Here is a 23,126-nt window from a genome sequence, read left to right as displayed (position 1 = left end):
CCCGCGGCGCCGGTCACCGCGCCGCTCGCCGTGCCGCCGTCCGCCGCGCCACCGGCGGCCCCGCCGCCGGTGTCCGGGCGCGGGGCGTCGTCGCCCGCCGGAGCCGGAGGCTCCTGGGCCTCGGCAGGGGCGGGGACGCCGGTGGGCTGGTCGGTGTTCACAGGGTGCTCCAGTCGTGGTCGGGATAGCGGTGCACGGGCGCGGAGACGTCGTCCAGTGCACGCCGGATCTCGTCAGGAAGACTAAGGGTCTCCACTGACAATGCCGCCCTGAGCTGCTGCGCAGTACGCGCGCCGACGAGCGGCGCGGTCACGCCCGGACGGTCGCGGAGCCAGCACAGGGCGACCTGGAGCGGGGTCACGGCGAGGCCGTCCGCCGCCGTGGCGACCGCGTCGACGATCCGGCCGGCCGCGTCGTCGAGATACGGCGCGACGAAGGGCGCCAAGTGCTCGGACGCGCCGCGTGAGTCGGGCGGCGTGGCGTGCCGGTACTTGCCCGTGAGGACGCCGCGGCCGAGCGGGGAGGAGGGCAGCAGGCCCAGGCCGAGGTCGAGCGCGGCGGGCAGCACCTCGCGCTCGACGCCGCGCTGGAGGAGGGAGTACTCCAGCTGCGCGCTCGCCAGCCGGGTGCGCACGGCCGGCGCCGCCAGCTGCCAGGTCGCGGCCTTGGCGAGCTGCCAGCCGGAGAAGTTCGCGACGCCGACGTAGCGGGCCCGGCCGCTGCTGACGGCGGTGTCCAGGGCCTGGAGGGTCTCCTCCAGCGGGGTGTGCGGGTCGAAGGCGTGGACCTGCCAGAGGTCGACGTAGTCGGTGCCGAGGCGCTGCAGGGAGTCGTCGAGCGCGGCGAGGAGATGGCGGCGGGAGCCGTCGACCCTGCGGTCCGGCTCCAGGACGCTGCCGGCCTTGGTCGCGATGACCAGGTCACGGCGGGGCACCATGCCCTCCACGATCCGGCCCAGGAGGTATTCGGCGCCGCCGTCGGCGTAGACGTCGGCGGTGTCCACGAGGGTGCCGCCCGCCTCCCAGAACGTCTTGAGCTGGTCGGCGGCGTCACGGTCGTCCGTATCGCGCGCCCAGGTCAGCGTGCCCAGACCGAGACGGGACACGCGCAGGCCGGTGCGGCCGAGGTGCCTTTGCTCCATGGGCCCTGAGGTTACTGGCCCGTCCCGGAGTTGCGGGGACCTGTGGACAACCCACCGCGCGGTGGCGGCCGGTGCATGTCTTACGCCTGGTGGGGGCCGCGCGTTACAGTCCCCGGGCAGCACCATTACTGATGAGTAATGGATGGGCGATGCGATGAGCGGCGCGATGCGTCGTGCCATGGATCCGACGCTCTTGTAGCGCGGACGGCGAACATCGAACATGACGTGATCGTCAACGATGAGTGAGGGGAGCCGCATGAAGCTCGGGATCAACCTCGGTTACTGGGGTGCCGGCATGGACGGGGACAACCTCGCCGTCGCGCAGGAGGCCGACCGCCTCGGGTACGCGGTCTGCTGGGCGGCGGAGGCGTACGGTTCCGACGGGCCGACCGTGCTGTCCTGGGTGGCCGCGCAGACGCAGCGGATCGACGTCGGCTCCGCGATCTTCCAGATCCCGGCCCGTACGCCCGCCATGACGGCGATGACCGCCGCCACTCTGGACTCCCTGTCCGACGGCCGGTTCCGGCTGGGGCTGGGCGTCTCGGGGCCGCAGGTCTCCGAGGGCTGGTACGGCGTGAAGTTCGACAAGCCGCTGGCGCGGACCCGGGAGTACGTCGAGATCGTACGGAAGGCGATGTCGCGCGAGCGGCTGACCTACGAGGGCGAGCACTGGACGCTGCCGCTGCCCGACGGCCCGGGCAAGCCGATCAAGCTCACGGTGCACCCCAAGCGCGAGCGCATCCCGCTCTACATCGCCGCGATCGGGCCGAAGAACCTGGAACAGACGGGTGAGATCGCCGACGGCGCCCTGCTGATCTTCCCCGCCGCCGAGCACCTCCAGGACACGGCGATCTCGCACCTGCGCGCGGGCCGGGAGAAGGCCGGGCTGACGATGGAGGGCTTCGACGTCTGCCCGACGCTGCCGATCGCCGTCGGCGAGGACAAGGACGTGCCCGCGCTCGCCGACGCCTTCCGCCCGTACACCGCGCTCTACGTGGGCGGCATGGGCAGCCGCAAGCAGAACTTCTACAACCAGCTCGCGCGGCGGATGGGCTACGAGCAGGCGGCGGCCGAGATCCAGGAGAAGTACCTGGCGAAGGAGAAGGACGCGGCGGCCGCCGCCGTCCCGCACGAGCTCATCGACTCCACCGCCCTGCTCGGCTCGGTGGAGCGGATCGCGGACCGCATGCAGGCCTATGCCGCGGCCGGTGTGACGACGCTGACGCTGTCGCCCGCCGGCTTCACGCTGGAGGAGCGGATCGCCGCGCTGCGGGCGGGCACCGAGGCGCTGGAGCGGGCCGGGCTGGCCTGAGAGAGCGGCCCGACACAGGAGAGGACGGCCCTGGGACGGGGGGACGGCCCCAGGGCCGGACGACTGCGGCCGTGGTGGGGGCTCGGGGGTCTTCCCCGCCACGGCCGTCACACAGCACAACGCGCCGACGGCCGGGGTGGTTACGCCCCGCATATGTGCCCACGGTCCATCGTTCGGAGGAGTTCGCCGGGCTCCGTGTTGCCGTGGACACCACACCGCACTTGACTTTTCCTTTGCGGGTGTCCTGTTCGAGGTGGAGTCATGGAGGTCCGTCGATGCTCACGGCGAAGAGTCTCTTCCAAGAAATCCTGGACCACGACGAGTCCTTCCGGCTGTTCTGTTCCATCGCCGCGAGCGGCGAGACCCAGGGCGGCTGGGAGAACGGGCGGATCGCCGCGCTGGTCCCCGAGAGCCAGCGGGCCATGGCCCGCAAGATCGCACGGCACGGCGCGGACGAGGAGAAGCACGGCCGGATCTTCAACGCCCTGCTGCGGCGGCGCGGGCTCCAGGCCGTCGCGGTTCCCGCGGCCGCCGACTACACCATGCTCCTGGAGCGGCGCGGCATCGGGCTCGCGCACGAGAAACTCCAGCGTGACGAGCCGCTGACGGAGACGGACATCGTCACGTACCTGGCGCACAGCCGGATCACCGAGGAACGGGCCGCCGCGCAGATGGCGCTGCTCGTGAAGCACTTCGGCGACCATCCGGAGGTCGGCAAGGCGGTCCGGATGATCGCCAGGGACGAGGACAACCACCTCGCGTACTGCCACGAGGAACTGCTGCGGCTGGCCGGCGACGGGCACGCCGAGGAGATCCGGCGGATCCTGCGGGAGAGCGTGCAGGCCGAGATCGCCGTCTACCGTGACGTCAGCCTCGCGGTGATGGAGCGGATGGGCCACATCCTGCGCTGGCCCCGCGCGAAGCGCGCCGCGCTCGAGGCCGGCATCCACGCCGTGTACGCCTACGAGCGGGCGTACGGCCGGCGGCGCATGATCACTCTGCGGATGCCCGAGCGGCGGGACGCGCTGAGCGGCCCGGCCGCGGCGTCACCGGAGTTCGCCTGACGGGCCCGGGGCCCTACAGCCAGCCCCGTCGCTTGAAGAGCCGGTAGAGCCACAGTTCGAGCACCGCCATGACCAGCAGGCACGCCGGGTAGCCGAAGGTCCACTCCAGCTCGGGCATGTGCGCGAAGTTCATGCCGTAGATGCCCGCGATCATGGTCGGTACGGCGGCCAGCGCGGCCCACGCGGAGATCTTGCGCATGTCGTCGTTCTGCCGCACGCCCATCTGCGCCAGGTGGGCCGAGAGGATGTCCGACAGCAGCCGGTCCATGCCCTCCACGGACTCGTTGGCCCGCGTGAGGTGGTCGTCGACGTCACGGAAGAACGGCCGCGCCTCGTCGTGCACAAACGGTACGCCCGGGTTCTGCAGCCGCGCCATCGGCTCGGTCAGCGGCCCCGTGGCGCGCCGGAACTCCAGCACCTCGCGCTTGAAGGCGTAGATCGTCTGCGCGGTGTTCCGGCTGCTCCGGCCGCCCCTGCCGTCCGAGCCCACCGGAGCGAAGACGTCGGCCTCCAACTCCTCCAGGTCCAGCTGGAGTTCCGCGGCCACGTCGATGTAGTGGTCGACCACCGCGTCGCTGACCGCGTACAGGACCGCCGTCGGGCCCTTCTCCAGGACGTCGGGCTCGTGTTCCAGGCGCTGCCGGACGGCCGCCAGGGGGCTGCCCTCGCCGTGCCGCACCGTGACGACGAAGGAGTCGCCTATGAAGAGCATCAGCTCGCCCGTGCTGACGCTGCCCTCCTCGTCGTCGTACACGATCGGTTTCAGGACCATGAACAGAGAGTCGTCGTACACCTCCAGCTTCGGCCGCTGATGGGCCTTGAGCGCGTCCTCCACGGCCAGCGGATGGAGCCCGAACTCCTCGCTGACCTGCTCGAACTCCTCCTCGGTCGGCTCGTGCATGCCGAGCCACAGAAAGGAGTGCCCCTCCGCGCGGGCTTCGTCGAGCGCGGTGGAGTATCCCGCCGGCTTCTCGATCCGCCGGCCGTTCCGGTAGATGGCACAATCCACGATCACAAGGGGCATTCTCACTGCTGGAGCCGGTGTCTAAACGTCGGCGGGGCAGCCCGTCCTCCGCTTGCGGGGAGAACGTAGGCTGGCTGCCATGCCCACGCTGATCCTCGTACGGCACGGCCGCTCCACGGCCAACAACTCCGGCGTCCTCGCGGGCCGCACGCCCGGCGTCGCGCTGGACGAGCGCGGCGTCGCGCAGGCCGCTGCGCTGCCCGGCCGGCTCGCCGGCGTGCCGCTCGCCGCCGCGGTGTCCAGCCCCCTCCAGCGCTGCCGGGAGACGCTGGCCCCGCTGCTGGCGGCCCGCCCGGAACTGCCGCTGCACACCGAGGACGGCATCAACGAGTGCGACTACGGCGACTGGTCGGGGCGCAAGCTCGCCGAGCTGACCGACGAGCCGCTGATGTCCACCGTCCAGCAGCATCCCTCCGCCGCCGGTTTTCCCGGCGGCGAGACCATGCGCACCATGCAGAACCGCGCCGTCGACGCGGTCCGCGCCTGGAACGCGCGCATCGAGGAGGCGCACGGCCCCGAGGCGGTGTACCTGATGTGTTCGCACGGGGACATCATCAAGTCCCTCGTCGCGGACGCTCTCGGCATGCATCTGGACCTCTTCCAGCGGGTGTCCGTCGAGCCGTGCTCGGTGACGGCCGTGCGCTACACCCCGCACCGCCCGTACCTGATCCGGCTCGGCGACACCGGGGACCTCGGCTCGCTGGCCCCCAAGGAGGACGGCTCGGACACCGCCGCGGAGCGCGACGCGGCGATCGGCGGTGGCGCGGGAGCATCGTGATCAGCGGGCGCAGTAGGGTGGTGCGACGGCGCTGCCCGCCACGCCACCTGTGATCCCCTTTCCGTGACCACAGATCCCCGCAGTCGAGCAATCGGAGCAGGACCTTGTCCCGTCAGGTGTTCTTCTACGACGCGCCGGACCGCTTCGTGGCCGGTACGGTCGGGCTGCCTGGCCGCCGCAGCTTCTTCCTCCAGGCCACAGCGGCCGGCCGCACCACCAGCGTCGCCCTGGAGAAGACCCAGGTCGCCGCACTCGCCGAGCGTATGGACGAGTTGCTGGACGAGGTGGTGCGCCGCAGCGGCGGCAACGCCCCGGTGCCGGCCGTCGCCCCGTCGGAGATCTCCGACACGGCGCCGCTGGAGAGCCCGGTGGAGGAGGAGTTCCGCGTCGGCACCATGGCGCTGGCCTGGGACGGCGACGAGGAACGCATGATCGTCGAGGCCCAGGCGCTGGTCGAGCTGGACGCCGACGACGAGGAGGACCTCGCCGAGGCCGAGGAGCGGCTGCTCCAGGACGACGAGAACGGCCCCCCGATGCTCCGCGTCCGGCTCACCGGCACCATGGCCCGCGCCTTCGCCAAGCGCGCCCTGGAAGTCGTCAACGCGGGCCGGCCGCCGTGCCCGCTGTGCAGCCTGCCGCTCGACCCGGAGGGACACGTATGTCCGCGCCAGAACGGATACCGGCGGGACGCCTGACGCCCGCCGAGCTCGAGAAGCACCTCGAGCACGGCGAGCTCACGGTCCTCGGCCGGGTCCGCGAGGCGTCCAACGCCGTCCTGTACTGCTCGATCACGTACCAGGACCGGACCGGCCACTGCGTGTACAAGCCGATCGCGGGGGAGCGCCCGCTGTGGGACTTCCCCGACGGCACGCTCGCCCAGCGCGAGGTCGCCGCGTACGAGATCTCCCGCGCCACGGGCTGGGACCTCATCCCGCCCACGGTGCTGCGTGACGGCCCGTACGGGCGCGGCATGGTCCAGGAGTGGATCGAGGCGTCCGGCGAGGGCGACAGCCCCGAGCTGCTGGCCCTGGTCGACGACGAGGAACCGGGGCCCGGCTGGAAGGCGGTCGGCCTCGCGCAGGTCGACGAGGAGCGGACGGCGCTCCTCGTGCACGCCGACGACCCGCGGCTGCGCCGGCTCGCCGTCCTGGACGCGGTGATCAACAACGGTGACCGCAAGGGTGGTCACCTGCTGCCCACCGCCGACGGCCGCTGCTACGCGATCGACCACGGTGTGACCTTCCACGTGGCGGACCGGCTGCGCACCCTCCTGTGGGGGTGGGCGGGCGAGCCGCTGACCGAGGAGGCCGTCGCGGTGCTGGAGCGGCTGGCCGCGGAGACCGCGGACGGGGAGCCGCTCGCCGCCCGACTGGCCGAATGCCTCACCGGGGACGAGATCGCGGCGCTGCGGGAGCGGATCGCCGGAATGCTGCGCGCGGGCGTGCATCCGCAGCCCAGCGGCGAATGGCCGCCCATTCCCTGGCCGCCGCTGTGACCTGTGCGGCCCGGCCATGCACGGCCGGGCCGAAGACGCAAGAGTGCCTATCAGGCCAAGACCCACACTCCGGTTCGTATCCGGAACCTGCGTCCGGTTACGCTCGTGGCATGCATGCATGGCCCGCTTCTGAGGTCCCCGCCCTGCCCGGCCAGGGCCGCGACCTGAGGATCCACGACACCGCGACCGGCGGACGGGTGACCCTCGCCCCCGGTCCCGTCGCCCGTATCTACGTCTGCGGCATCACGCCGTACGACGCGACCCACATGGGGCACGCGGCGACCTACAACGCGTTCGACCTCGTTCAGCGCGTGTGGCTCGACACGAAGCGGCAGGTCCACTACGTGCAGAACGTCACCGATGTCGACGACCCGCTGCTGGAGCGGGCCGTGGCCACCGGCGACGACTGGACCGCGCTCGCCGAGCGTGAGACCGCCCTCTTCCGCGAGGACATGACCGCCCTGCGGATGCTCCCCCCGAAGGACTACGTCGGCGCCGTCGAGGCCATACCGCGCATCGTGCCGATGGTGGAGCGGCTCCGTGACGCCGGTGCCGCGTACGAGCTCGACGGTGACGTCTACTTCTCCGTCGAGGCCGACCCGCACTTCGGCGAGGTCTCGAACCTCGACGCCGAGGCGATGCGGCTGCTCTCCGCCGAGCGCGGCGGCGACCCGGAGCGCCAGGGCAAGAAGAACCCCCTGGACCCGATGCTGTGGATGGCGGCCCGCGACGGCGAGCCCAGCTGGGACGGTGCCTCGCTCGGCCGGGGCCGCCCCGGCTGGCACATCGAGTGCGTGGCCATCGCCCTGGAGCACCTGGGCATGGGCTTCGACGTCCAGGGCGGCGGGTCCGACCTGGCCTTCCCGCACCACGAGATGGGCGCCTCGCACGCCCAGGCGCTGACCGGCGAGCACCCGTTCGCCAAGGCGTACGTGCACGCCGGGATGGTCGCCCTGGACGGCGAGAAGATGTCCAAGTCCAAGGGCAACCTCGTCTTCGTCTCCAAGGTGCGGCAGGCCGGCACCGACCCGGCCGCGATCCGGCTCGCGCTGCTGGCCCACCACTACCGCGCCGACTGGGAGTGGACCGACCAGGTGCTGCAGGACGCCGTCGACCGGCTCGCCCGCTGGCGCGCCGCGGTCTCCCGGCCCGACGGCCCGCCCGCCGAGGCGCTCCTGGAGGAGCTGCGCGAGGCGCTCGCCGACGACCTGGACTCGCCGGCCGCGCTCGCCGCCGTCGACCGCTGGGCCGAGCGGCAGCAGGCCGCGGGCGGCACCGACGAGGGCGCGCCCGGCCTGGTGTCCCGGGCCGTGGACGCGCTGCTCGGCGTGGCGCTGTGATCCGCTGACCGGACATACGTAACGGGGCGCTTCCTCCGAGGAGGAAGCGCCCCGCTAGTTTCTGGAGCCTGGGTCACCGGTCAGCCGGTGACCCGGTGTGCGCCCGGTCCGCCGGTCAGAACTTGCGGATCTGGATGCTGCGCAGGATGTGCGGGCTCTGCTGCTCCCAGACACCGATGACCTGGAAGCCGCTGCGGAACGCCTCGGAGACCTGGTCGAAGGTGGTGTCGTTGGGGTTGTTGAGCACGCGGATCTGGTTCTCGATGCGCAGGAAGATCGCGCGGGGGTGACCCGGGATCGGCTGCGGAACGGCGACGAAGCCGTTCGCCTGGCCGGCCCGCAGCTGCTGCTGCTGGACCTGCTGCACGACCTGCTGCACCGCCTGCTGCGTGACCTGCTGCAGGTGCTGCAGGACCTGGTGCTCCTGCTGTTCCTGCTGGCCCAGCTGGCCGCCCTGCTGCCCGAACTGCTGCAGCAGCTGCTGGAAGGGCTGCTGCTGGCCGAGCTGCTGGAGCTGCTCGAACATGCCGCCCTGCTGCTGCGGCTGCATCTGCCCGAACGGCTGCTGGCCGTACTGCTGCTGGCCGTAGGGCTGCTGGCCGTACTGCTGACCCATGCCCTGCTGGCCGAACGGGGAGGTGCTGGGCTGGCCGAGCTGGGTGAGGGGCTGCATCTGAGTGGTCATTGCTACCTTTCCCTGACTTGTTGGTGTGCTTCAGCCGGTGACGACCAGCTCGTTCAGCCTGTGATGACCAGGCCGACGACCTCGTCGTCGGAGTACCACACACGTACGTCGGGCCGTCCCCCCGCGAAGGCGGAGTGCACCGCCTGGCGCACTTCGGGCGCCGGCCGGTTCAGGTTCCGCCACGCGCCGGCCACGAAGAGCCGGAGCCGCGGGGGGAGTTCTCGGGGGTACGGAAGCAACTCGTCCCAGTACCGCTCGGCCTGGCCGGAGCCGACCGAGGTGGGCACCAGGTGCGTCACTGCCGCCCTGATGTCGGGCCGGTTGCCGATCCGCTGGGAGGCCGGCCGGCCCGGTGCGTCCTGCTGCGGTGACCCGGTGTTCCGCAGCACGTCACGTGCCTGCTCGGGACCCATCGGCTCCAGACCCGCGGCCTTGAGCATGCCCTGCAGCGACGCCAGCGCGCCGACCACGACAGGGGACGCCGATGAGGTGCCCGAGAAGCTGTCCGTGTACCAGGCGATCTCCTCGGTACCGCCCTGCAGGTCGCCGGGCCGGTCCCAGAAACCGCCGGTCGTGGTGACCTCGCGGCCCCAGCCCTGGGCGTCCAGCCGGGTGCCGTAGTTGGAGAACCCCAGCCGCGAGCGGTCCGGGCCGTGGTCACGGCCGTGGGTACCGGGCGGCGGGGCGCCCGCGCCGACGAGGATCGCGCCGGACGCCTGGTTGGAGGGGTTGAAGGGGTTGCGCCACCACTGCGGGAAGCGGTCGGGGCGGCGCTCGTACAGCGCGTCGTCCAGGCTCTCCGCGCCGTTGCCGGCCGCCTCCACCACGACGACGCCCTTCGCGGTCGCCCAGCGGATCGCGGCGAAGTCGTCCGGCCACCACTCCAGCGCGATGTAGCCGCGCTGGTCGTCACGGTGCTCGTAGTCGAACCGCGGGCCCGGCCGGTGGAGTTCGATCAGCAGGATGTCACCGCGCGACAGCCGCTCGGCCGCCGCGAGGATCGCCGCCGCCGAACCGATGCCCTGGATGGAGGCCGCGGCGGTCACCGCGCCGGGTGCGATGCCCACCACGCCCTTGTCGTTGCGGTCGCCCCCGATGACACCGAGGACGGCCGTGCCGTGGTTGCGCCAGGCCAGGTCCTGGAACGGTGTGCCGACCACGATGCCGGCGAGCCGCTCCGCCAGGTCCTCGTGGCCCAGCTGCCAGGCGCCCTCGACGTCGATGATGGTGACGCCCTCGCCGTCGCCGCCCTGCCGCTGCCAGGCCCATACGGCGTTCACGCCCTCGGGTGCGGCACCGAGATGGCCCTGACGGCCCGTGAAGTCGGGCGTCGCCGGCGCGCCTTCCTTGCGGCCCTGGTCCTCCTCGGGGCCGCGGGCGGCCGACGAGGCGGGCACGGCACCCGGCTTGAGGTACGCCGTCTCGATCTCCGGGAGGGCGGAGAGCCGGGCGGTCAGCTCCACGGCCCGCTGGTCGCCGCCCCGTACCCGGTAGAAGAGCGTGAGGTCCGGGAGGGTGCCGGTGCCCGCAGTGGGCTCCTGCGGCATGGCCGCCCGTATCCGGTCCTCGTTGCCGAACAGCGGCTCCAGGGTGAGCTGCTGGTCACTGAGGAACATCTCCAGGGCGGAGATGTCGGCTCCTGAGGCCGACCGTACGCCGTCCGCGCCGGCGCGGAGCCTGGGCTCGGCCCGCGCGACGACGATCAGCTCCGGTTCGGCTCCTTGGTAGGTGAATCCCGCTCCGTCGGGTCCGGGGCCCGCCATGCCGGGGCCCGTACCGGGAGGTGCCTGGTCGGTCATCGCTGGGACCGCTCCCTTCGGGTGCTGCTCCGTGCCCTGCGCTCCGTGCCTGTGCTCCGGGCGCACCGCGGCTGCAACAGCGGTGTGTACCGGATGTTGCGGCGCGGTGTCGCCGGGGCTCCGGGGCGTCACCCTGCTACCTCCGCCCGCCCCCGTCCAGCCCGGGGACCCCCCCCTACGTTTGGGATCCGGCCGAAGTGGGAACCGTGGGCAAATCGGCCAGAAAGCGATGACACCCCGTCAAGCGGTCAAACACTACCGAGACGTACGCGGGGTGCTGGGGCGGAAGTGCCCGCGGACCGCCCGCAAGGCGACAGGAACGGCGAAGCGGGGCGGTGCAAACGCACCGCCCCGCTCCGTTTCGGTCAGTCCTCCGAGGAATCGGTGTCCGGGGAGTCCGGCGGGTCCGCCGGTGCCGCCGGATCCGCGTCCCCGGACGCCTTCGGAGACGGGTCCCCGGACGCCTTGGAGGCCTCCGTCCCGCCGGCCGTCCCGCCCGCGCCGCCGTCCGGCGCATCCCCCTGCTCGCGTTCCTGCCTGTCCTGCTTCGCGGGGCCGTCCTCCGCGCCACGGGCCGGCTTCTGACCGCCCCCGTCCGTCTTCGGCGGCTTGGGCGGGCGGGTCCGCCCGCCGGCGGAGTCGCGCAGGTAGGAGCCGTCGCGGCCGTCGGCGAGCCCGCCGTCGGTCGCCACACCAGGACCGGCCTGCGGGTCCCGCCGCCGCAGATAGCGCTCGAACTCCCGCGCGATCGCCTCGCCCGACGCCTCCGGCAGCTCGGCGGTGTCCCGGGCCTCCTCCAGCGACTGGACGTACTCGGCGACCTCGCTGTCCTCGGCCGCCAGCTGGTCCACGCCCAGCTGCCACGCCCGGGCGTCCTCGCCCAGCTCGCCCAGCGGGATCCGCAGGTCCAGCAGGTCCTCCAGGCGGTTGAGCAGCGCCAGCGTCGCCTTGGGGTTGGGCGGCTGCGAGACGTAGTGCGGCACGGCCGCCCACAGGCTCACCGCGGGCACCCCGGCATGCGTGCAGGCCTCCTGGAGGATGCCGACGATGCCCGTCGGGCCCTCGTACTTGCTCTCCTCCAGGTCCATCGTGCGCGCCAGGTCGGGGTCGGAGGTGACGCCGCTGACGGGGACCGGGCGGGTGTGCGGGGTGTCGCCGAGCAGCGCGCCCAGGACGACCAGCATCTCCACGCCCAGTTCGTGGGCGAAGCCCAGGATCTCGTTGCAGAAGGACCGCCAGCGCATGCTGGGCTCGATGCCGCGCACCAGCACCAGATCGCGCGGTTTCTCGCCGCCCACCCGGACCACGGAGAGCCGGGTCGTCGGCCACGTGATCTTGCGTACGCCGTCCTCCAGGAAGACGGTGGGGCGGTTGACCTGGAAGTCGTAGTAGTCCTCGGCGTCCAGCGCGGCGAAGACCTCGCCCTTCCACTCCCGGTCCAGGTGCGCGACCGCGGCGGAGGCGGCGTCGCCGGCGTCGTTCCAGCCTTCGAACGCGGCCACCATGACCGGATCGATCAGCTCGGGCACCCCCTCCAGCTCGATCACCCGACGCCTCCTTCCGGCCGGTCGGCCCCTCGTCGGCGGCCGCCGGTTGCTGTTCCCGTTCCGTGCGCCCCCAGCCTACGGCGTCCGTGGTACCCGAACGCAGCCCCTCTGCACTAACGAGTGCTCATTCATCCGATCTGTCCCTGTCAACTGCCGGGCGCTTCGCAGGCGATGACGTGGTGGCCACGTCATACATCGGAGCGCGGTACAGATCGGATGTCCCTCCGTGCCACCGCCGCTGCCGGACCCCGGCAAGGGCCCGGTGAGGGCGGCCGGCCGCCTGGCACGACGGCCGGTTTCCACGGCTCACGGGCCGGCGCCGGAACGGCCCGCCCGCCCCACCGGGTCACGGCCGTCACAGCGATGCCCGCAGCCACTGCTCCACGCTGGCGATGTGCACGGTGGCCCAGGCGCGGGCGGCCTCGGCGTCACGGGCCCGCAGCGCGCCGAGGATGGCGCGGTGTTCGGTGAGGGTGCGGCTCACCGCGTCCTTCTGGGTGAGCCCGCGCCAGATGCGGGCGCGGGTGGTCGGCCCGGAGAGGCCGTCCAGCAGCGAGCAGAGCACCGAGTTGCCGGACGCGGCCACGATGCTCCGGTGGAATTCGAGGTCGCAGGCGACCAGGTCCTCCACCGAAGGGGCGGGGCCGAGCGTGTCCAGCTGCGCGTCCAGCGCGTCCAGCCGTTCGGGGGAGATCCGGGACGTGGCCATCGCGGTGGCCGCCGGCTCCAGGATGCGGCGGACGGCCAGGAACTCCAGGACGGTGTCGTCGCGGTGGAAGTCCACCACGAAGCTCATCGCCTCCAGCAGCAGCTGCGGGTCCAGGCTCGTGACGTACGTGCCGTCGCCCTGGCGTACGTCCAGGATGCGGATCAGTGCCAGGGCGCGGACGGCCTCGCGCAGGGAGTTGCGGGACAGGCCCAGTTCGGCGGCGAGTTCGCTCTCCTTGGGCAGCCGGTCGCCGGGGCGCAGCGCGCCGGAGACGATCATTCCCTTGATCTTCTCGATGGCCTCGTCCGTGACCGCCATGGCCGTCCTCCCCGCTCGGAACGCCTGAATAGCCGGAATGCTCCGTCAGACATCGGATGTCTGATGGGAGGCCATTATGGCGCGCGCACGCGGCGGGGCGGGACTCCGGTGCCCCGGAATCCCGCCCCTTCAGCAGCCGGCAGGTCCCGCCCGCCGGGCCCTGCCTCAGCTCTTACGCGCCGACAGCACGTCCTCGACCTTCGCGCGGACGTCGTCCGTGGCCAGGCCCCGGATCGTCAGCGTCGTACGGCGGCGCAGCACGTCGTCCGCGGTCTCGGCCCACTCGTGGTCCCGCGCGTACACCACCTGGGCCCAGATCTCGGGCGCGTCGGGGTGGATGCGCTCGGCCAGCGCCGGGTCCTCGTTCGCCAGGCGCGCGATGTCGAAGGACAGCGAGCCGTAGTGGGTGGCGAGGTGCCGGGCGGTGTCGGCGGACATGTGCGGGCCGGGGTTGCCGCCGTCGACCAGCAGCCGGTGCGCGACCGCCTGCGGGTTGGCGATGCCCGGCAGCGGCAGCTTCTTCGGCAGCTCCGAGATCGGCTCCATGTCCTCGCCGAGCGGGTGCCCGGGCAGCGCGGCGAGCTTGTTCATGACCGTACGTCCGATGTGCCGGAACGTCGTCCACTTGCCGCCGGCCACCGACAGCATGCCGCCGGCGCCCTCGGTGACGACCGTCTCGCGCTTGGCCTTGGAGGTGTCGCCGGGGCCGCCCGGCAGCACCCGCAGACCCGCGAAGGAGTAGGTGATCAGGTCGCGGGAGAGCTGCTGGTCCCGGACGGAGAACGCGGCCTCGTCCAGGATCTGCGCGATGTCCTTCTCGTTGACCGCGACGTCCGCCGGGTCGCCCTCGTACTCCTCGTCGGTGGTGCCCAGCAGCAGCTGGTCCTCCCACGGCAGCGCGAAGGTGATGCGGTACTTGTCGATCGGGGTCGCCAGCGCCGCGTTCCAGGGGGAGGTGCGCTTGAGGACCAGGTGCGCGCCCTTGGAGAGGCGGATGGAGGGGGCCGCGTTCGGGTTCTCCATCTTGCGCAGGTGGTCCACCCACGGGCCGGTGGCGTTCAGCACCAAGCGGGCGTTGACGCCGAACTCGGTGCCGTCGGTGCGGTCCTTCAGGTCCGCGCCAGTGACCCGGCCCTGGGTGAAGCGCAGCCCGGTGACCTCGGCGTGGTTCAGTACGGTCGCGCCCGCCTCGACGGCCGCGCGGACCGTCATCAGGGCCATCCGGGAGTCGTTCATCTGGTCGTCGCCGTAGACGGCGACGGCCTTGAGGTTCTCCGTGCGCAGCTCCGGCACGTCGCGCTGGGCCTTGGCCGGGCTGATGACGTGGCCGACGCCGTCGCCGAACGCGGAGAGCGCGGAGTAGGCGAAGACGCCCGCGCCGAGCTTGGCCGCGCCGTGCGGGCCGCCCTTGTAGACCGGCAGGTAGAAGGTCAGCGGGTTCGACAGGTGCGGGGCGACCTGGCGGGAGACGGCGCGGCGCTCGAAGTGGTTCTCCGCCACCAGCTTCACCGCGCCGGTCTGCAGGTAACGCAGACCGCCGTGGAGTAGCTTGGAGGAGGCGGAGGAGGTGGCGCCGGCGAAGTCGCCGGCGTCCACCAGGGCCACCCGCAGTCCCGACTGCGCGGCGTGCCAGGCGGTGGAGATGCCCAGGATGCCGCCGCCGATCACCAGGAGGTCGTACGTCGCCTTGTCGAGCCGCTCCCGGGTCTCGGCGCGGCTCGGGAGCGAACCGTCGGCCGGGTGCGTCCCGAGTGCCGGGACGCTCTGCAGGGTGCTCATGTGATTACTCCTCGTCCTCGATCCAGCCCATGGTCCGCTCGACGGCCTTGAGCCAGCTCTTGTACTCGCGGTCACGGGTGGCCGCGTCCATGCGGGGGGTCCATTCGGCGGCCCGCCGCCAGTTGGCGCGCAGCTCGTCGGTGCCGGACCAGAAGCCCACGGCCAGGCCGGCCGCGTAGGCAGCGCCGAGGCAGGTGGTCTCGGCGACCATCGGGCGCACCACGGGTGCGTCCAGGAAGTCCGAGATCGTCTGCATCAGCAGGTTGTTGGAGGTCATGCCGCCGTCGACCTTCAGTGCGGTCAGCTCGACGCCGGAGTCCTTGGTCATGGCGTCGGTGATCTCGCGGGTCTGCCAGGCGGTGGCCTCGAGGACGGCGCGTGCGATGTGCGCCTTGGTGACGTACCGGGTCAGGCCCGCGATCACGCCGCGCGCGTCGGAGCGCCAGTACGGGGCGAACAGGCCGGAGAAGGCCGGTACGAAGTAGGCGCCGCCGTTGTCCTCGACCGTGGAGGCCAGGGTCTCGATCTCGGCGGCGGAGTTGATGAGGCCCATCTGGTCGCGCATCCACTGCACCAGCGAGCCGGTGACGGCGATGGAGCCCTCCAGCGCGTAGACCGGGGTCTCGTCGCCGATGCGGTAGCCGACGGTGGTCAGCAGACCGTTGTAGGAGTTGACGGGCTCCTCACCGGTGTTCATCAGCATGAAGGTGCCGGTGCCGTACGTGGACTTCGCCTCGCCCTTGTCGAAGCAGGTCTGGCCGAAGAGGGCGGCCTGCTGGTCGCCGAGCGCGGAGGCGACCGGGACGCCGGCCAGCACGCCGGAGGCGGTCTCGCCGTAGATCTCGGCGGAGGACTTGATCTCCGGCAGCACCGCGGCGGGGATGCCCATCGAGCTGAGGATCTTGGGGTCCCACTCCAGCTTGCGCAGGTTCATCAGCATGGTGCGGGAGGCGTTGGTGACGTCGGTGACGTGCTTGCCGCCGTCCACGCCGCCGGTGAGGTTCCAGATGACCCAGGAGTCCATGGTGCCGAAGAGGATGTCGCCGGCCTCGGCGCGCTCGCGCAGGCCCTCGACGTTGTCCAGCAGCCAGCGGATCTTCGGCCCGGCGAAGTAGGACGCCAGCGGCAGGCCCGTCTCGCGGCGGAAGCGGTCCTGGCCGACGTTGCGGCCGAGCTCCTTGCAGAGCGCGTCGGTGCGGGTGTCCTGCCAGACGATGGCGTTGGCGACCGGCTCACCGGTGTTCTTGTCCCACAGCAGCGTGGTCTCGCGCTGATTGGTGATGCCGATGGCCTTCACGTCGGCGGCGGTGATCCCGGCCTTCTCGACGGCGCCCGCCACGACCTGCTGGACGTTCTGCCAGATCTCGGTGGCGTCGTGTTCGACCCAGCCCGGCTTGGGAAAGATCTGCTCGTGTTCCTTCTGGTCGACCGAGACGATGCGGCCGTCGCGGTCGAAGACGATGCAGCGGCTGGAGGTCGTGCCCTGGTCGATGGCCGCGATGAACGGGCCGGTGGTGTGGGTGTCGCTCATGGTGTGTGCTCCAGGAGGTGCGGTGGCTTGCGGCTCTGTTACGGCTCTGGCTCGGTCTCAGGCGAAGGCGACGTTGTAGATGCCGCCGGCGATGGCCCCGCCGATCAGCGGGCCGGCGACCGGGATCCAGGCGTACCCCCAGTCCGAGCCGCCCTTGTTGGGCAGCGGCAGCAGCGCGTGCACGATGCGCGGACCGAGGTCACGGACCGGGTTGATGGCGTACCCGGTCGGGCCGCCCAGCGAGAGGCCGATGCCGACGACGACCAGGGCCGTCAGCAGCGCGCCGATCGGGCCGACGCCCTTGCCGTCGTCGCTCAGGCCCTGCGTCAGGATCGCCAGGAGGAGCACGGTGGTGGCGAGGATCTCGGTGACGAGGTTCTGCCACGCGTTGCGGATCTCCGGGCCGGTGGAGAAGACCCCGAGCACCGGGCCGGCCTTCGGGGCCTGGGCCTGGTCGACCAGGCCCTCGTCACCCTTCGGGGGGCTGATGACCTCGGGGTCGGTGAGGTGCGCCTGGAACTGGCCGTAGTAGACGAGCCACACGCAGACCGCGCCGATCATGGAGCCGAGCAGTTCGCCGGCGAAGTACACCGGGACCTGGCTCCACTCGATGCCGCCCTGGACGGCCAGGCCGACCGTGACGGCGGGGTTCAGGTGCGCGCCGGACTTCGCGGCGATGTACGCGCCGGTGAGAACGGCGAATCCCCAGCCGAAGGCGATGGCCACCCAGCCGGCCTCGTACGCCTTCGAGCGCTTGAAAGTGACGGCGGCGCACACGCCACCGCCCAGCAGGATCAGTACAGCGGTACCGATGGTCTCGCTGATGAAGATGTCGGAGCTGGACACCCGCGACTCCTTTGTCCTTCGTCCAGATGGACACCGAGATGCGCCGTACCCCGGGTCCCTCCGGTGGTCCGAGCCCTCGGTGAGGGCGTTGGTCGGCGATCCGGCACCGCCCACCATACGACAATCGTCGTAAGGTGTTCGACAATGCCGACCGACGAACGGCAGTTTTGTTTACGGCCAGTAGCCCGTCAAGGGTTCTGTGAAGGAAAACCTAAGCCGAAATTCCGGGCAAAACGGTTAGAAGCGCTGCGCGCCGAGATCCCTGGACACCGCGCGTGCGCAGTCCCTCACGGCGGCGATGATCTCGGGCCGCAGCTCGCCGTCCCGCTGCACCCGCTCCACGGCGCCGGTGATGCCCACCGCGCCCACCGGCATCCGCCGCCGGTCGTGGATCGGCGCGGCCACCGACGCCACGCCCTCCCAGGTCTCCTCCACGTCCGCCGCCCAGCCCCGGGCGCGGGTGAGATCCAGCACGCCCTCGAAGTCCTCCAGGCCGGTGAGCGTGTGCGCCGTGAACGCCTCCCGCGACGCCTCCACGGCCTCGCTGTGCGCCACCGGGTCGTACGCGGAGAGGACCTTGCCCAGCGCGGTGCTGTGCAGCGGCTGCATGGCCCCCACTTCCAGCACCTGCCGGCTGTCGTCGGGCCGGAAGACGTGGTGGACGATCAGCACGCCCTGCTGGTGCAGCACGCCCAGATAGACGCTCTCGCCACTGGAGCGCGCCAGGTCGTCGGTCCATACGAGGGCGCGCGCCCGCAGCTCGTGCACGTCGAGGTAGCTGTTGCCCAGCCGCAGCAGCTCGGCGCCCAGCTGGTACCGGCCGGACGCGGCGTCCTGCTCCACGAAGCCCTCCTGCTGGAGGGTGCGCAGGATGCCGTGGGCCGTGCCCTTGGCCAGGTCCAGCGCGGAGGCGATGTCGGAGAGCCCGAGGCGCCGTTCGCCGCCGGCCAGCAACCGCAGCATGGCCGCGGCGCGCTCCAGCGACTGAATGGTCCGTGCCATGGAGCAACCTCCGGGAAGAGCGGTTCGACAATGCCAAACGATATCGGTCGATGCCGACCCAGGGGGAGAGGGCCGCGCATCGGACCATGATCACGCTCTGGCGGGCTCCGTGCCCACCGCCCCGTCCACCGGCCGGCCCCGGCCACGCCGTGACCACCCGGTCCGTACGAGTGCCCCGCCGTCCCACGCCGTGGGACGGCCGTCACCGAAAGGTGCCCGCCAGCTACCCTGGCCCGGTGCGCCCTCGTACCGGAAGGCGCAAAGCCGACAGCCGTCGCAACCACGGGAGCAGCTCCATGGCCTCGCACACGCCTACGACCACACCCTCAGCCCGGATCGACGCGTTCCGTGAGGCCCTCGCCTCACGCGTCGTGGTCGCCGACGGAGCCATGGGCACCATGCTCCAGGCCCAGGACCCCAGCCTGGATGACTTCCAGCAGCTGGAGGGCTGCAACGAGATCCTGAACCTCACCCGCCCGGACATCGTGCGCTCGGTGCACGAGGAGTACTTCGCGGTCGGTGTGGACTGCGTGGAGACCAACACCTTCGGCGCCAACCATGCGGCGCTGGGGGAGTACGACATCCCCGAGCGGGTGTACGAGCTGTCGGAGGCCGGGGCGCGGATCGCCCGCGAGGTCGCCGACGAGTTCACCGAGAAGACCGGGCAGCAGCGGTGGGTGCTGGGCTCGATGGGCCCGGGCACCAAGCTGCCCACGCTCGGCCACGCCCCCTACACCACCCTGCGCGACGCCTACCAGCAGAACGCCGAGGGCATGATCGCCGGGGGCGCTGACGCGCTGCTGGTGGAGACCACCCAGGACCTGCTGCAGACCAAGGCGGCGGTGCTGGGGGCCCGCCGCGCCCTGGAGGCCACCGGCACGAACCTGCCCATCATCTGCTCGGTGACGGTGGAGACGACCGGCACGATGCTGCTGGGTTCGGAGATCGGTGCGGCGCTGACCGCGCTGGAGCCGCTGGGCATCGACATGATCGGCCTGAACTGTGCCACCGGCCCGGCCGAGATGAGCGAGCACCTGCGCTATCTGGCCCGCCACTCCCGCGTCCCGATCTCCTGCATGCCCAACGCGGGCCTGCCGGTGCTGGGCAAGGACGGTGCCCACTACCCGCTCACCGCGACCGAGCTGGCCGATGCGCAGGAGACCTTCGTCGCCGAGTACGGGCTGTCCCTGGTGGGCGGCTGCTGCGGCACCACCCCTGAGCACCTGCGCCAGGTCGTCGAGCGGGTCCGAGGGCTGGCTCCCACCGAGCGCCGGCCGCGTCCGGAGCCGGGCGCGGCCTCCCTGTACCAGACCGTGCCCTTCCGCCAGGACACCTCCTACCTGGCGATCGGGGAGCGCACCAATGCCAACGGCTCCAAGAAGTTCCGCACCGCGATGCTGGAGGGGCGGTGGGATGACTGTGTGGAGATGGCCCGGGACCAGATCCGCGAGGGCGCGCACATGCTGGATCTGTGCGTGGACTATGTGGGCCGGGACGGCGTGGCGGACATGACCGAGCTGGCGGGGCGGTTCGCCACCGCCTCCACGCTTCCCATCGTGCTGGACTCCACCGAGGTGCCCGTCATCCAGGCGGGGCTGGAGAAGCTGGGCGGGCGTGCGGTCATCAACTCCGTGAACTACGAGGACGGCGACGGGCCCGACTCGCGTTTTGCGAAGGTCACCGCGCTGGCCAAGGAGCACGGTGCGGCGCTGATCGCGCTGACCATCGATGAGGAGGGCCAGGCCCGTACCCCCGAGCACAAGGTGGCCGTGGCCGAGCGGATCATCGCCGATCTGACCGGCAACTGGGGCATCCGCGAGTCCGACATCCTCATCGACACCCTGACCTTCACCATCTGCACCGGTCAGGAGGAGTCCCGTAAGGACGGGGTCGCCACCATCGAGGCGATCCGGGAGCTGAAGCGGCGCCATCCGGAGGTGCAGACCACGCTGGGTCTGTCGAACATCTCCTTCGGGCTGAACCCGGCCGCGCGCATCGTGCTGAACTCCGTCTTCCTGGACGAGTGCGTCAAGGCCGGGCTGGATTCGGCGATCGTGCACGCGTCGAAGATTTTGCCGATCGCGCGGCTGGAGGAGGAGCAGGTCCAGGTCGCCCTGGATCTGATCTACGACCGGCGGTCCGAGGGGTATGACCCGCTGCAGAAGCTGATGGCCCTCTTCGAGGGGGCGACGGCGAAGTCGCTGAAGGCCGGGGCGGCCGAGGAGCTGGCGGCGCTGCCGCTGGAGGAGCGGCTGCAGCGGCGCATCATCGACGGTGAGAAGAACGGCCTGGAGGCCGACCTGGATGCGGCGCTGGCCGAGCGTCCGGCGCTGGACATCGTCAATGACACGCTGCTGGCGGGCATGAAGGTGGTCGGGGACCTGTTCGGCTCCGGTCAGATGCAGCTGCCGTTCGTGCTGCAGTCCGCCGAGGTGATGAAGAGTGCGGTGGCCTATCTGGAGCCGCACATGGAGAAGGTGGAGGGCGATGAGGGCAAGGGCACCATCGTGCTGGCCACCGTCCGCGGCGACGTCCATGACATCGGCAAGAACCTTGTGGACATCATCCTGTCCAACAACGGCTACAACGTGGTCAACCTCGGTATCAAGCAGCCGGTCTCGGCGATCCTGGAGGCCGCCGAGGAGCACAAGGCCGACGTGATCGGGATGTCGGGGCTGCTGGTGAAGTCCACGGTGATCATGAAGGAGAACCTGGAGGAGCTCAACCAGCGCAAGCTGGCGGCCGACTTCCCCGTCATCCTCGGCGGCGCCGCGCTGACCCGCGCGTATGTCGAGCAGGACCTGCACGAGATCTACGAGGGTGAGGTCCGCTACGCCCGCGACGCCTTCGAGGGCCTGCGCCTGATGGACGCCCTGATCGCGGTCAAGCGGGGCGTGCCCGGGGCGAGCCTGCCGGAGCTGAAGCAGCGCCGGGTGCCCAAGCGGGACATCCAGATCGACGAGCCGGAGCCGGAGGGCTCGGTCCGCTCGGATGTGGCCACCGACAACCCGGTCCCGACCCCGCCGTTCTGGGGCACCCGCGTGGTCAAGGGCATCCAGCTCGCCGACTACGCCTCCTGGCTGGACGAAGGCGCGCTCTTCAAGGGCCAGTGGGGCCTGAAGCAGGCCCGTACGGGTGACGGCCCGACGTACGAGGAGCTGGTGGAGACCGAGGGCCGGCCGCGGCTGCGCGGCTGGCTGGACAGGCTGCAGACCGGAAACCTCCTCGAAGCGGCCGTGGTCCACGGGTACTTCCCCTGCTACTCCAAGGGCGACGACCTCATCCTGCTGAACGAGGACGGCACCGAGCGCACCCGCTTCACCTTCCCCCGGCAGCGCCGCGGCCGCCGCCTGTGCCTCGCGGACTTCTTCCGCCCGGAGGAGTCCGGCGAGACCGATGTGGTCGGCCTTCAGGTCGTCACCGTCGGCTCGAAGATCGGCGAGGAGACCGCGAAGCTCTTCGCGGCCGACTCCTACCGTGACTACCTGGAGCTGCACGGCCTGTCCGTCCAGCTCGCCGAGGCCCTCGCCGAGTACTGGCACGCCCGCGTCCGCGCCGAGCTGGGCTTCCAGGGCGAGGACCCCACCGAGATGGAGGACATGTTCGCGCTGAAGTACCGCGGTGCGCGCTTCTCCCTCGGGTACGGCGCCTGCCCGGACCTGGAGGACCGCGCGAAGATCGCGGACCTGCTCCAGCCGGAGCGGATCGGCGTCCAGCTCTCCGAGGAGTTCCAGCTCCACCCCGAGCAGTCCACGGACGCCATCGTCATCCACCACCCGGAGGCGAAGTACTTCAACGCGCGGTAGCACGGTGAACCGCTGACCGGAGGCCCGGCCCGAAGCCGGGCCTCCGGTCGGGCACCGAAGCGTACGGACCGGCACAGTCGTACACTTATCGGTCCGGTAGCGGCCGGTCGTCCTTCCCCAGGGAATGGCGGCCGGCCCTTTTGTCCCTCCGGGGACCCCTGCAACGGAGGTGTACGGATGACCAGCAGCATCCCCGCCGTCGGCACCCGAACGGCCGAAGGCTCCACCCTCCAGGCCGTCTTCCTCGATCTGGACGGCACCCTCGTCGACACCGAGAACTTCTGGTGGGAGGCGGAGGCCGAGGTCTTCGCCGACCTCGGGTACGTACTGGACGAGGCGCACCGCCAAGTGGTGGTCGGCGGGCCGATGAGCCGCAGTGCCTCGTACCTGATCCAGGCCACCGGTGCCACGATCGCGCTCGCCGAGCTGACCGTGCTGCTCAACGCCCGGTTCGCCGACCGGATCGCGCGCGGCGTGCCGCTCATGCCGGGGGCCCGCCGGCTGCTGGCCGAGCTGGCGGCCCACCAGGTGCCGACCGCGCTGGTCTCCGCCTCGCACCGCGACATCATCGACCGCATGCTCGATTCGCTGGGCGCGGAGCACTTCCACCTCACCCTCGCCGGTGACGACCTCGCCCGCACGAAGCCGCACCCGGACCCGTACCTCACCGCCGCTGCCCGGCTCGGCGTGGACCCGGCACGCTGCGCGGTGGTGGAGGACACCGTGACCGGCGTGACGGCGGCCGAGGCGGCGGGCTGCCGGGTGGTCGCGGTGCCGTCGCTGCTGCCGATCGAGCCGACCCCCACGCGGACCGTCGTAGGGTCCCTGGAAGAGGTCGATCTGCCATTTCTGCGGTCGCTCATCACGGAAAAGCGATGACCGGGCACTGAGCGTCGTCACGGGAAAGGGGGAAGGGACGCTGAGGAGTGGACCGCTCATTTTCCGTGACT

Annotated in this window: 18 protein-coding genes; 8 read left to right on the top strand and 10 right to left on the bottom strand. The window is 71.4% G+C overall.

All coding sequences use genetic code 11. The features are described from left to right. Positions 1–157: 157 nt before the first annotated feature. Positions 158–1,141 carry an aldo/keto reductase gene (locus AAC944_RS08695; protein ID WP_030622833.1) on the bottom strand — a complete coding sequence of 328 codons (984 nt, stop codon included), beginning with the start codon at positions 1,139–1,141 and terminating at the stop codon, positions 158–160. 256 nt (positions 1,142–1,397) lie between these two features. Here AAC944_RS08695 and AAC944_RS08690 point away from each other — a divergent pair, with 256 nt between their 5' ends. Both AAC944_RS08690 and AAC944_RS08685 read left to right on the top strand, forming a co-directional pair. After that, complete coding sequence (locus AAC944_RS08690; RefSeq protein ID WP_030622832.1) at positions 1,398–2,453, top strand: LLM class F420-dependent oxidoreductase; 1,056 nt, start codon at positions 1,398–1,400, stop codon at positions 2,451–2,453. A gap of 275 nt (positions 2,454–2,728) precedes the next feature. Then, complete coding sequence (locus tag AAC944_RS08685; RefSeq protein ID WP_030622831.1) at positions 2,729–3,517, top strand: hypothetical protein; 789 nt, start codon at positions 2,729–2,731, stop codon at positions 3,515–3,517. 13 nt (positions 3,518–3,530) lie between these two features. On the opposite strand, the gene corA is transcribed toward AAC944_RS08685, so the two are convergent. Further along, complete coding sequence (gene corA, locus AAC944_RS08680) at positions 3,531–4,541, bottom strand: magnesium/cobalt transporter CorA (RefSeq protein ID WP_030622830.1); 1,011 nt, start codon at positions 4,539–4,541, stop codon at positions 3,531–3,533. Between the two features lie 79 nt (positions 4,542–4,620). Between corA and AAC944_RS08675 the strand changes: the two genes are divergently transcribed. The 4 genes from AAC944_RS08675 (at position 4,621) to mshC (ending at position 8,154) form a co-directional block, all read left to right on the top strand. After that, positions 4,621–5,319 (top strand): histidine phosphatase family protein, encoded by a 699-nt coding sequence (locus AAC944_RS08675; RefSeq protein ID WP_030622829.1) that lies wholly within the window; start codon positions 4,621–4,623, stop codon positions 5,317–5,319. 104 nt (positions 5,320–5,423) lie between these two features. Then, positions 5,424–6,014: a DUF3090 domain-containing protein gene (locus tag AAC944_RS08670; protein ID WP_078888921.1), complete on the top strand. Its 591-nt coding sequence runs from the start codon at positions 5,424–5,426 to the stop codon at positions 6,012–6,014. Then, positions 5,978–6,814 (top strand): SCO1664 family protein, encoded by an 837-nt coding sequence (locus tag AAC944_RS08665; protein ID WP_030622827.1) that lies wholly within the window; start codon positions 5,978–5,980, stop codon positions 6,812–6,814. The genes AAC944_RS08670 and AAC944_RS08665 overlap by 37 nt, the downstream gene beginning before the upstream one ends. 110 nt (positions 6,815–6,924) lie before the next feature. After that, entirely contained in the window at positions 6,925–8,154 is a 1,230-nt protein-coding gene (gene mshC, locus AAC944_RS08660; RefSeq protein WP_030622825.1) for a cysteine--1-D-myo-inosityl 2-amino-2-deoxy-alpha-D-glucopyranoside ligase, read from the top strand. A gap of 115 nt (positions 8,155–8,269) precedes the next feature. Here the strand turns inward: mshC and AAC944_RS08655 are convergent, their stop codons facing one another. The 8 genes from AAC944_RS08655 to AAC944_RS08620 all read right to left on the bottom strand — a co-directional run bounded on the left by AAC944_RS08655 (position 8,270) and on the right by AAC944_RS08620 (position 18,370). Further along, on the bottom strand, positions 8,270–8,839 hold the full coding sequence (locus AAC944_RS08655; RefSeq protein ID WP_030622822.1) for a hypothetical protein: 570 nt from the start codon (positions 8,837–8,839) through the stop codon (positions 8,270–8,272). A 53-nt stretch (positions 8,840–8,892) separates the two neighbouring features. Next, positions 8,893–10,638: a S8 family peptidase gene (locus tag AAC944_RS08650; protein ID WP_030622820.1), complete on the bottom strand. Its 1,746-nt coding sequence runs from the start codon at positions 10,636–10,638 to the stop codon at positions 8,893–8,895. 365 nt (positions 10,639–11,003) lie between these two features. After that, positions 11,004–12,185, bottom strand: coding sequence for a PAC2 family protein (locus tag AAC944_RS08645; protein ID WP_078888920.1), 1,182 nt, complete (start codon positions 12,183–12,185; stop codon positions 11,004–11,006). Between the two features lie 355 nt (positions 12,186–12,540). Continuing rightward, positions 12,541–13,212, bottom strand: coding sequence for a FadR/GntR family transcriptional regulator (locus tag AAC944_RS08640; protein ID WP_030622816.1), 672 nt, complete (start codon positions 13,210–13,212; stop codon positions 12,541–12,543). A gap of 165 nt (positions 13,213–13,377) precedes the next feature. After that, entirely contained in the window at positions 13,378–14,991 is a 1,614-nt protein-coding gene (locus AAC944_RS08635; protein ID WP_030622815.1) for a glycerol-3-phosphate dehydrogenase/oxidase, read from the bottom strand. A 4-nt stretch (positions 14,992–14,995) separates the two neighbouring features. Continuing rightward, the gene (glpK, locus tag AAC944_RS08630; RefSeq protein ID WP_030622813.1) at positions 14,996–16,522 is read right to left on the bottom strand and encodes a glycerol kinase GlpK; all 1,527 of its coding nucleotides are present in this window, start codon (positions 16,520–16,522) and stop codon (positions 14,996–14,998) included. A 57-nt stretch (positions 16,523–16,579) separates the two neighbouring features. Then, positions 16,580–17,368, bottom strand: coding sequence for an MIP/aquaporin family protein (locus tag AAC944_RS08625; RefSeq protein WP_030622811.1), 789 nt, complete (start codon positions 17,366–17,368; stop codon positions 16,580–16,582). Between the two features lie 237 nt (positions 17,369–17,605). Next, complete coding sequence (locus tag AAC944_RS08620) at positions 17,606–18,370, bottom strand: IclR family transcriptional regulator (protein ID WP_030622809.1); 765 nt, start codon at positions 18,368–18,370, stop codon at positions 17,606–17,608. Between the two features lie 296 nt (positions 18,371–18,666). Between AAC944_RS08620 and metH the strand changes: the two genes are divergently transcribed. Together metH and AAC944_RS08610 are read left to right on the top strand one after the other, a co-directional pair. Next, positions 18,667–22,176, top strand: coding sequence for a methionine synthase (gene metH, locus AAC944_RS08615; RefSeq protein ID WP_368397027.1), 3,510 nt, complete (start codon positions 18,667–18,669; stop codon positions 22,174–22,176). 177 nt (positions 22,177–22,353) lie between these two features. Continuing rightward, on the top strand, positions 22,354–23,055 hold the full coding sequence (locus AAC944_RS08610; RefSeq protein ID WP_030616487.1) for an HAD family hydrolase: 702 nt from the start codon (positions 22,354–22,356) through the stop codon (positions 23,053–23,055). Positions 23,056–23,126: the final 71 nt, after the last annotated feature.

This window comes from Streptomyces sclerotialus (assembly GCF_040907265.1).
Taxonomy (GTDB): Bacteria; Actinomycetota; Actinomycetes; order Streptomycetales; family Streptomycetaceae; genus Streptomyces; species Streptomyces sclerotialus.
The sequence above is the reverse complement of the archived record's forward strand: the minus strand, read 5'-3'. Positions and strand labels throughout refer to the sequence as shown.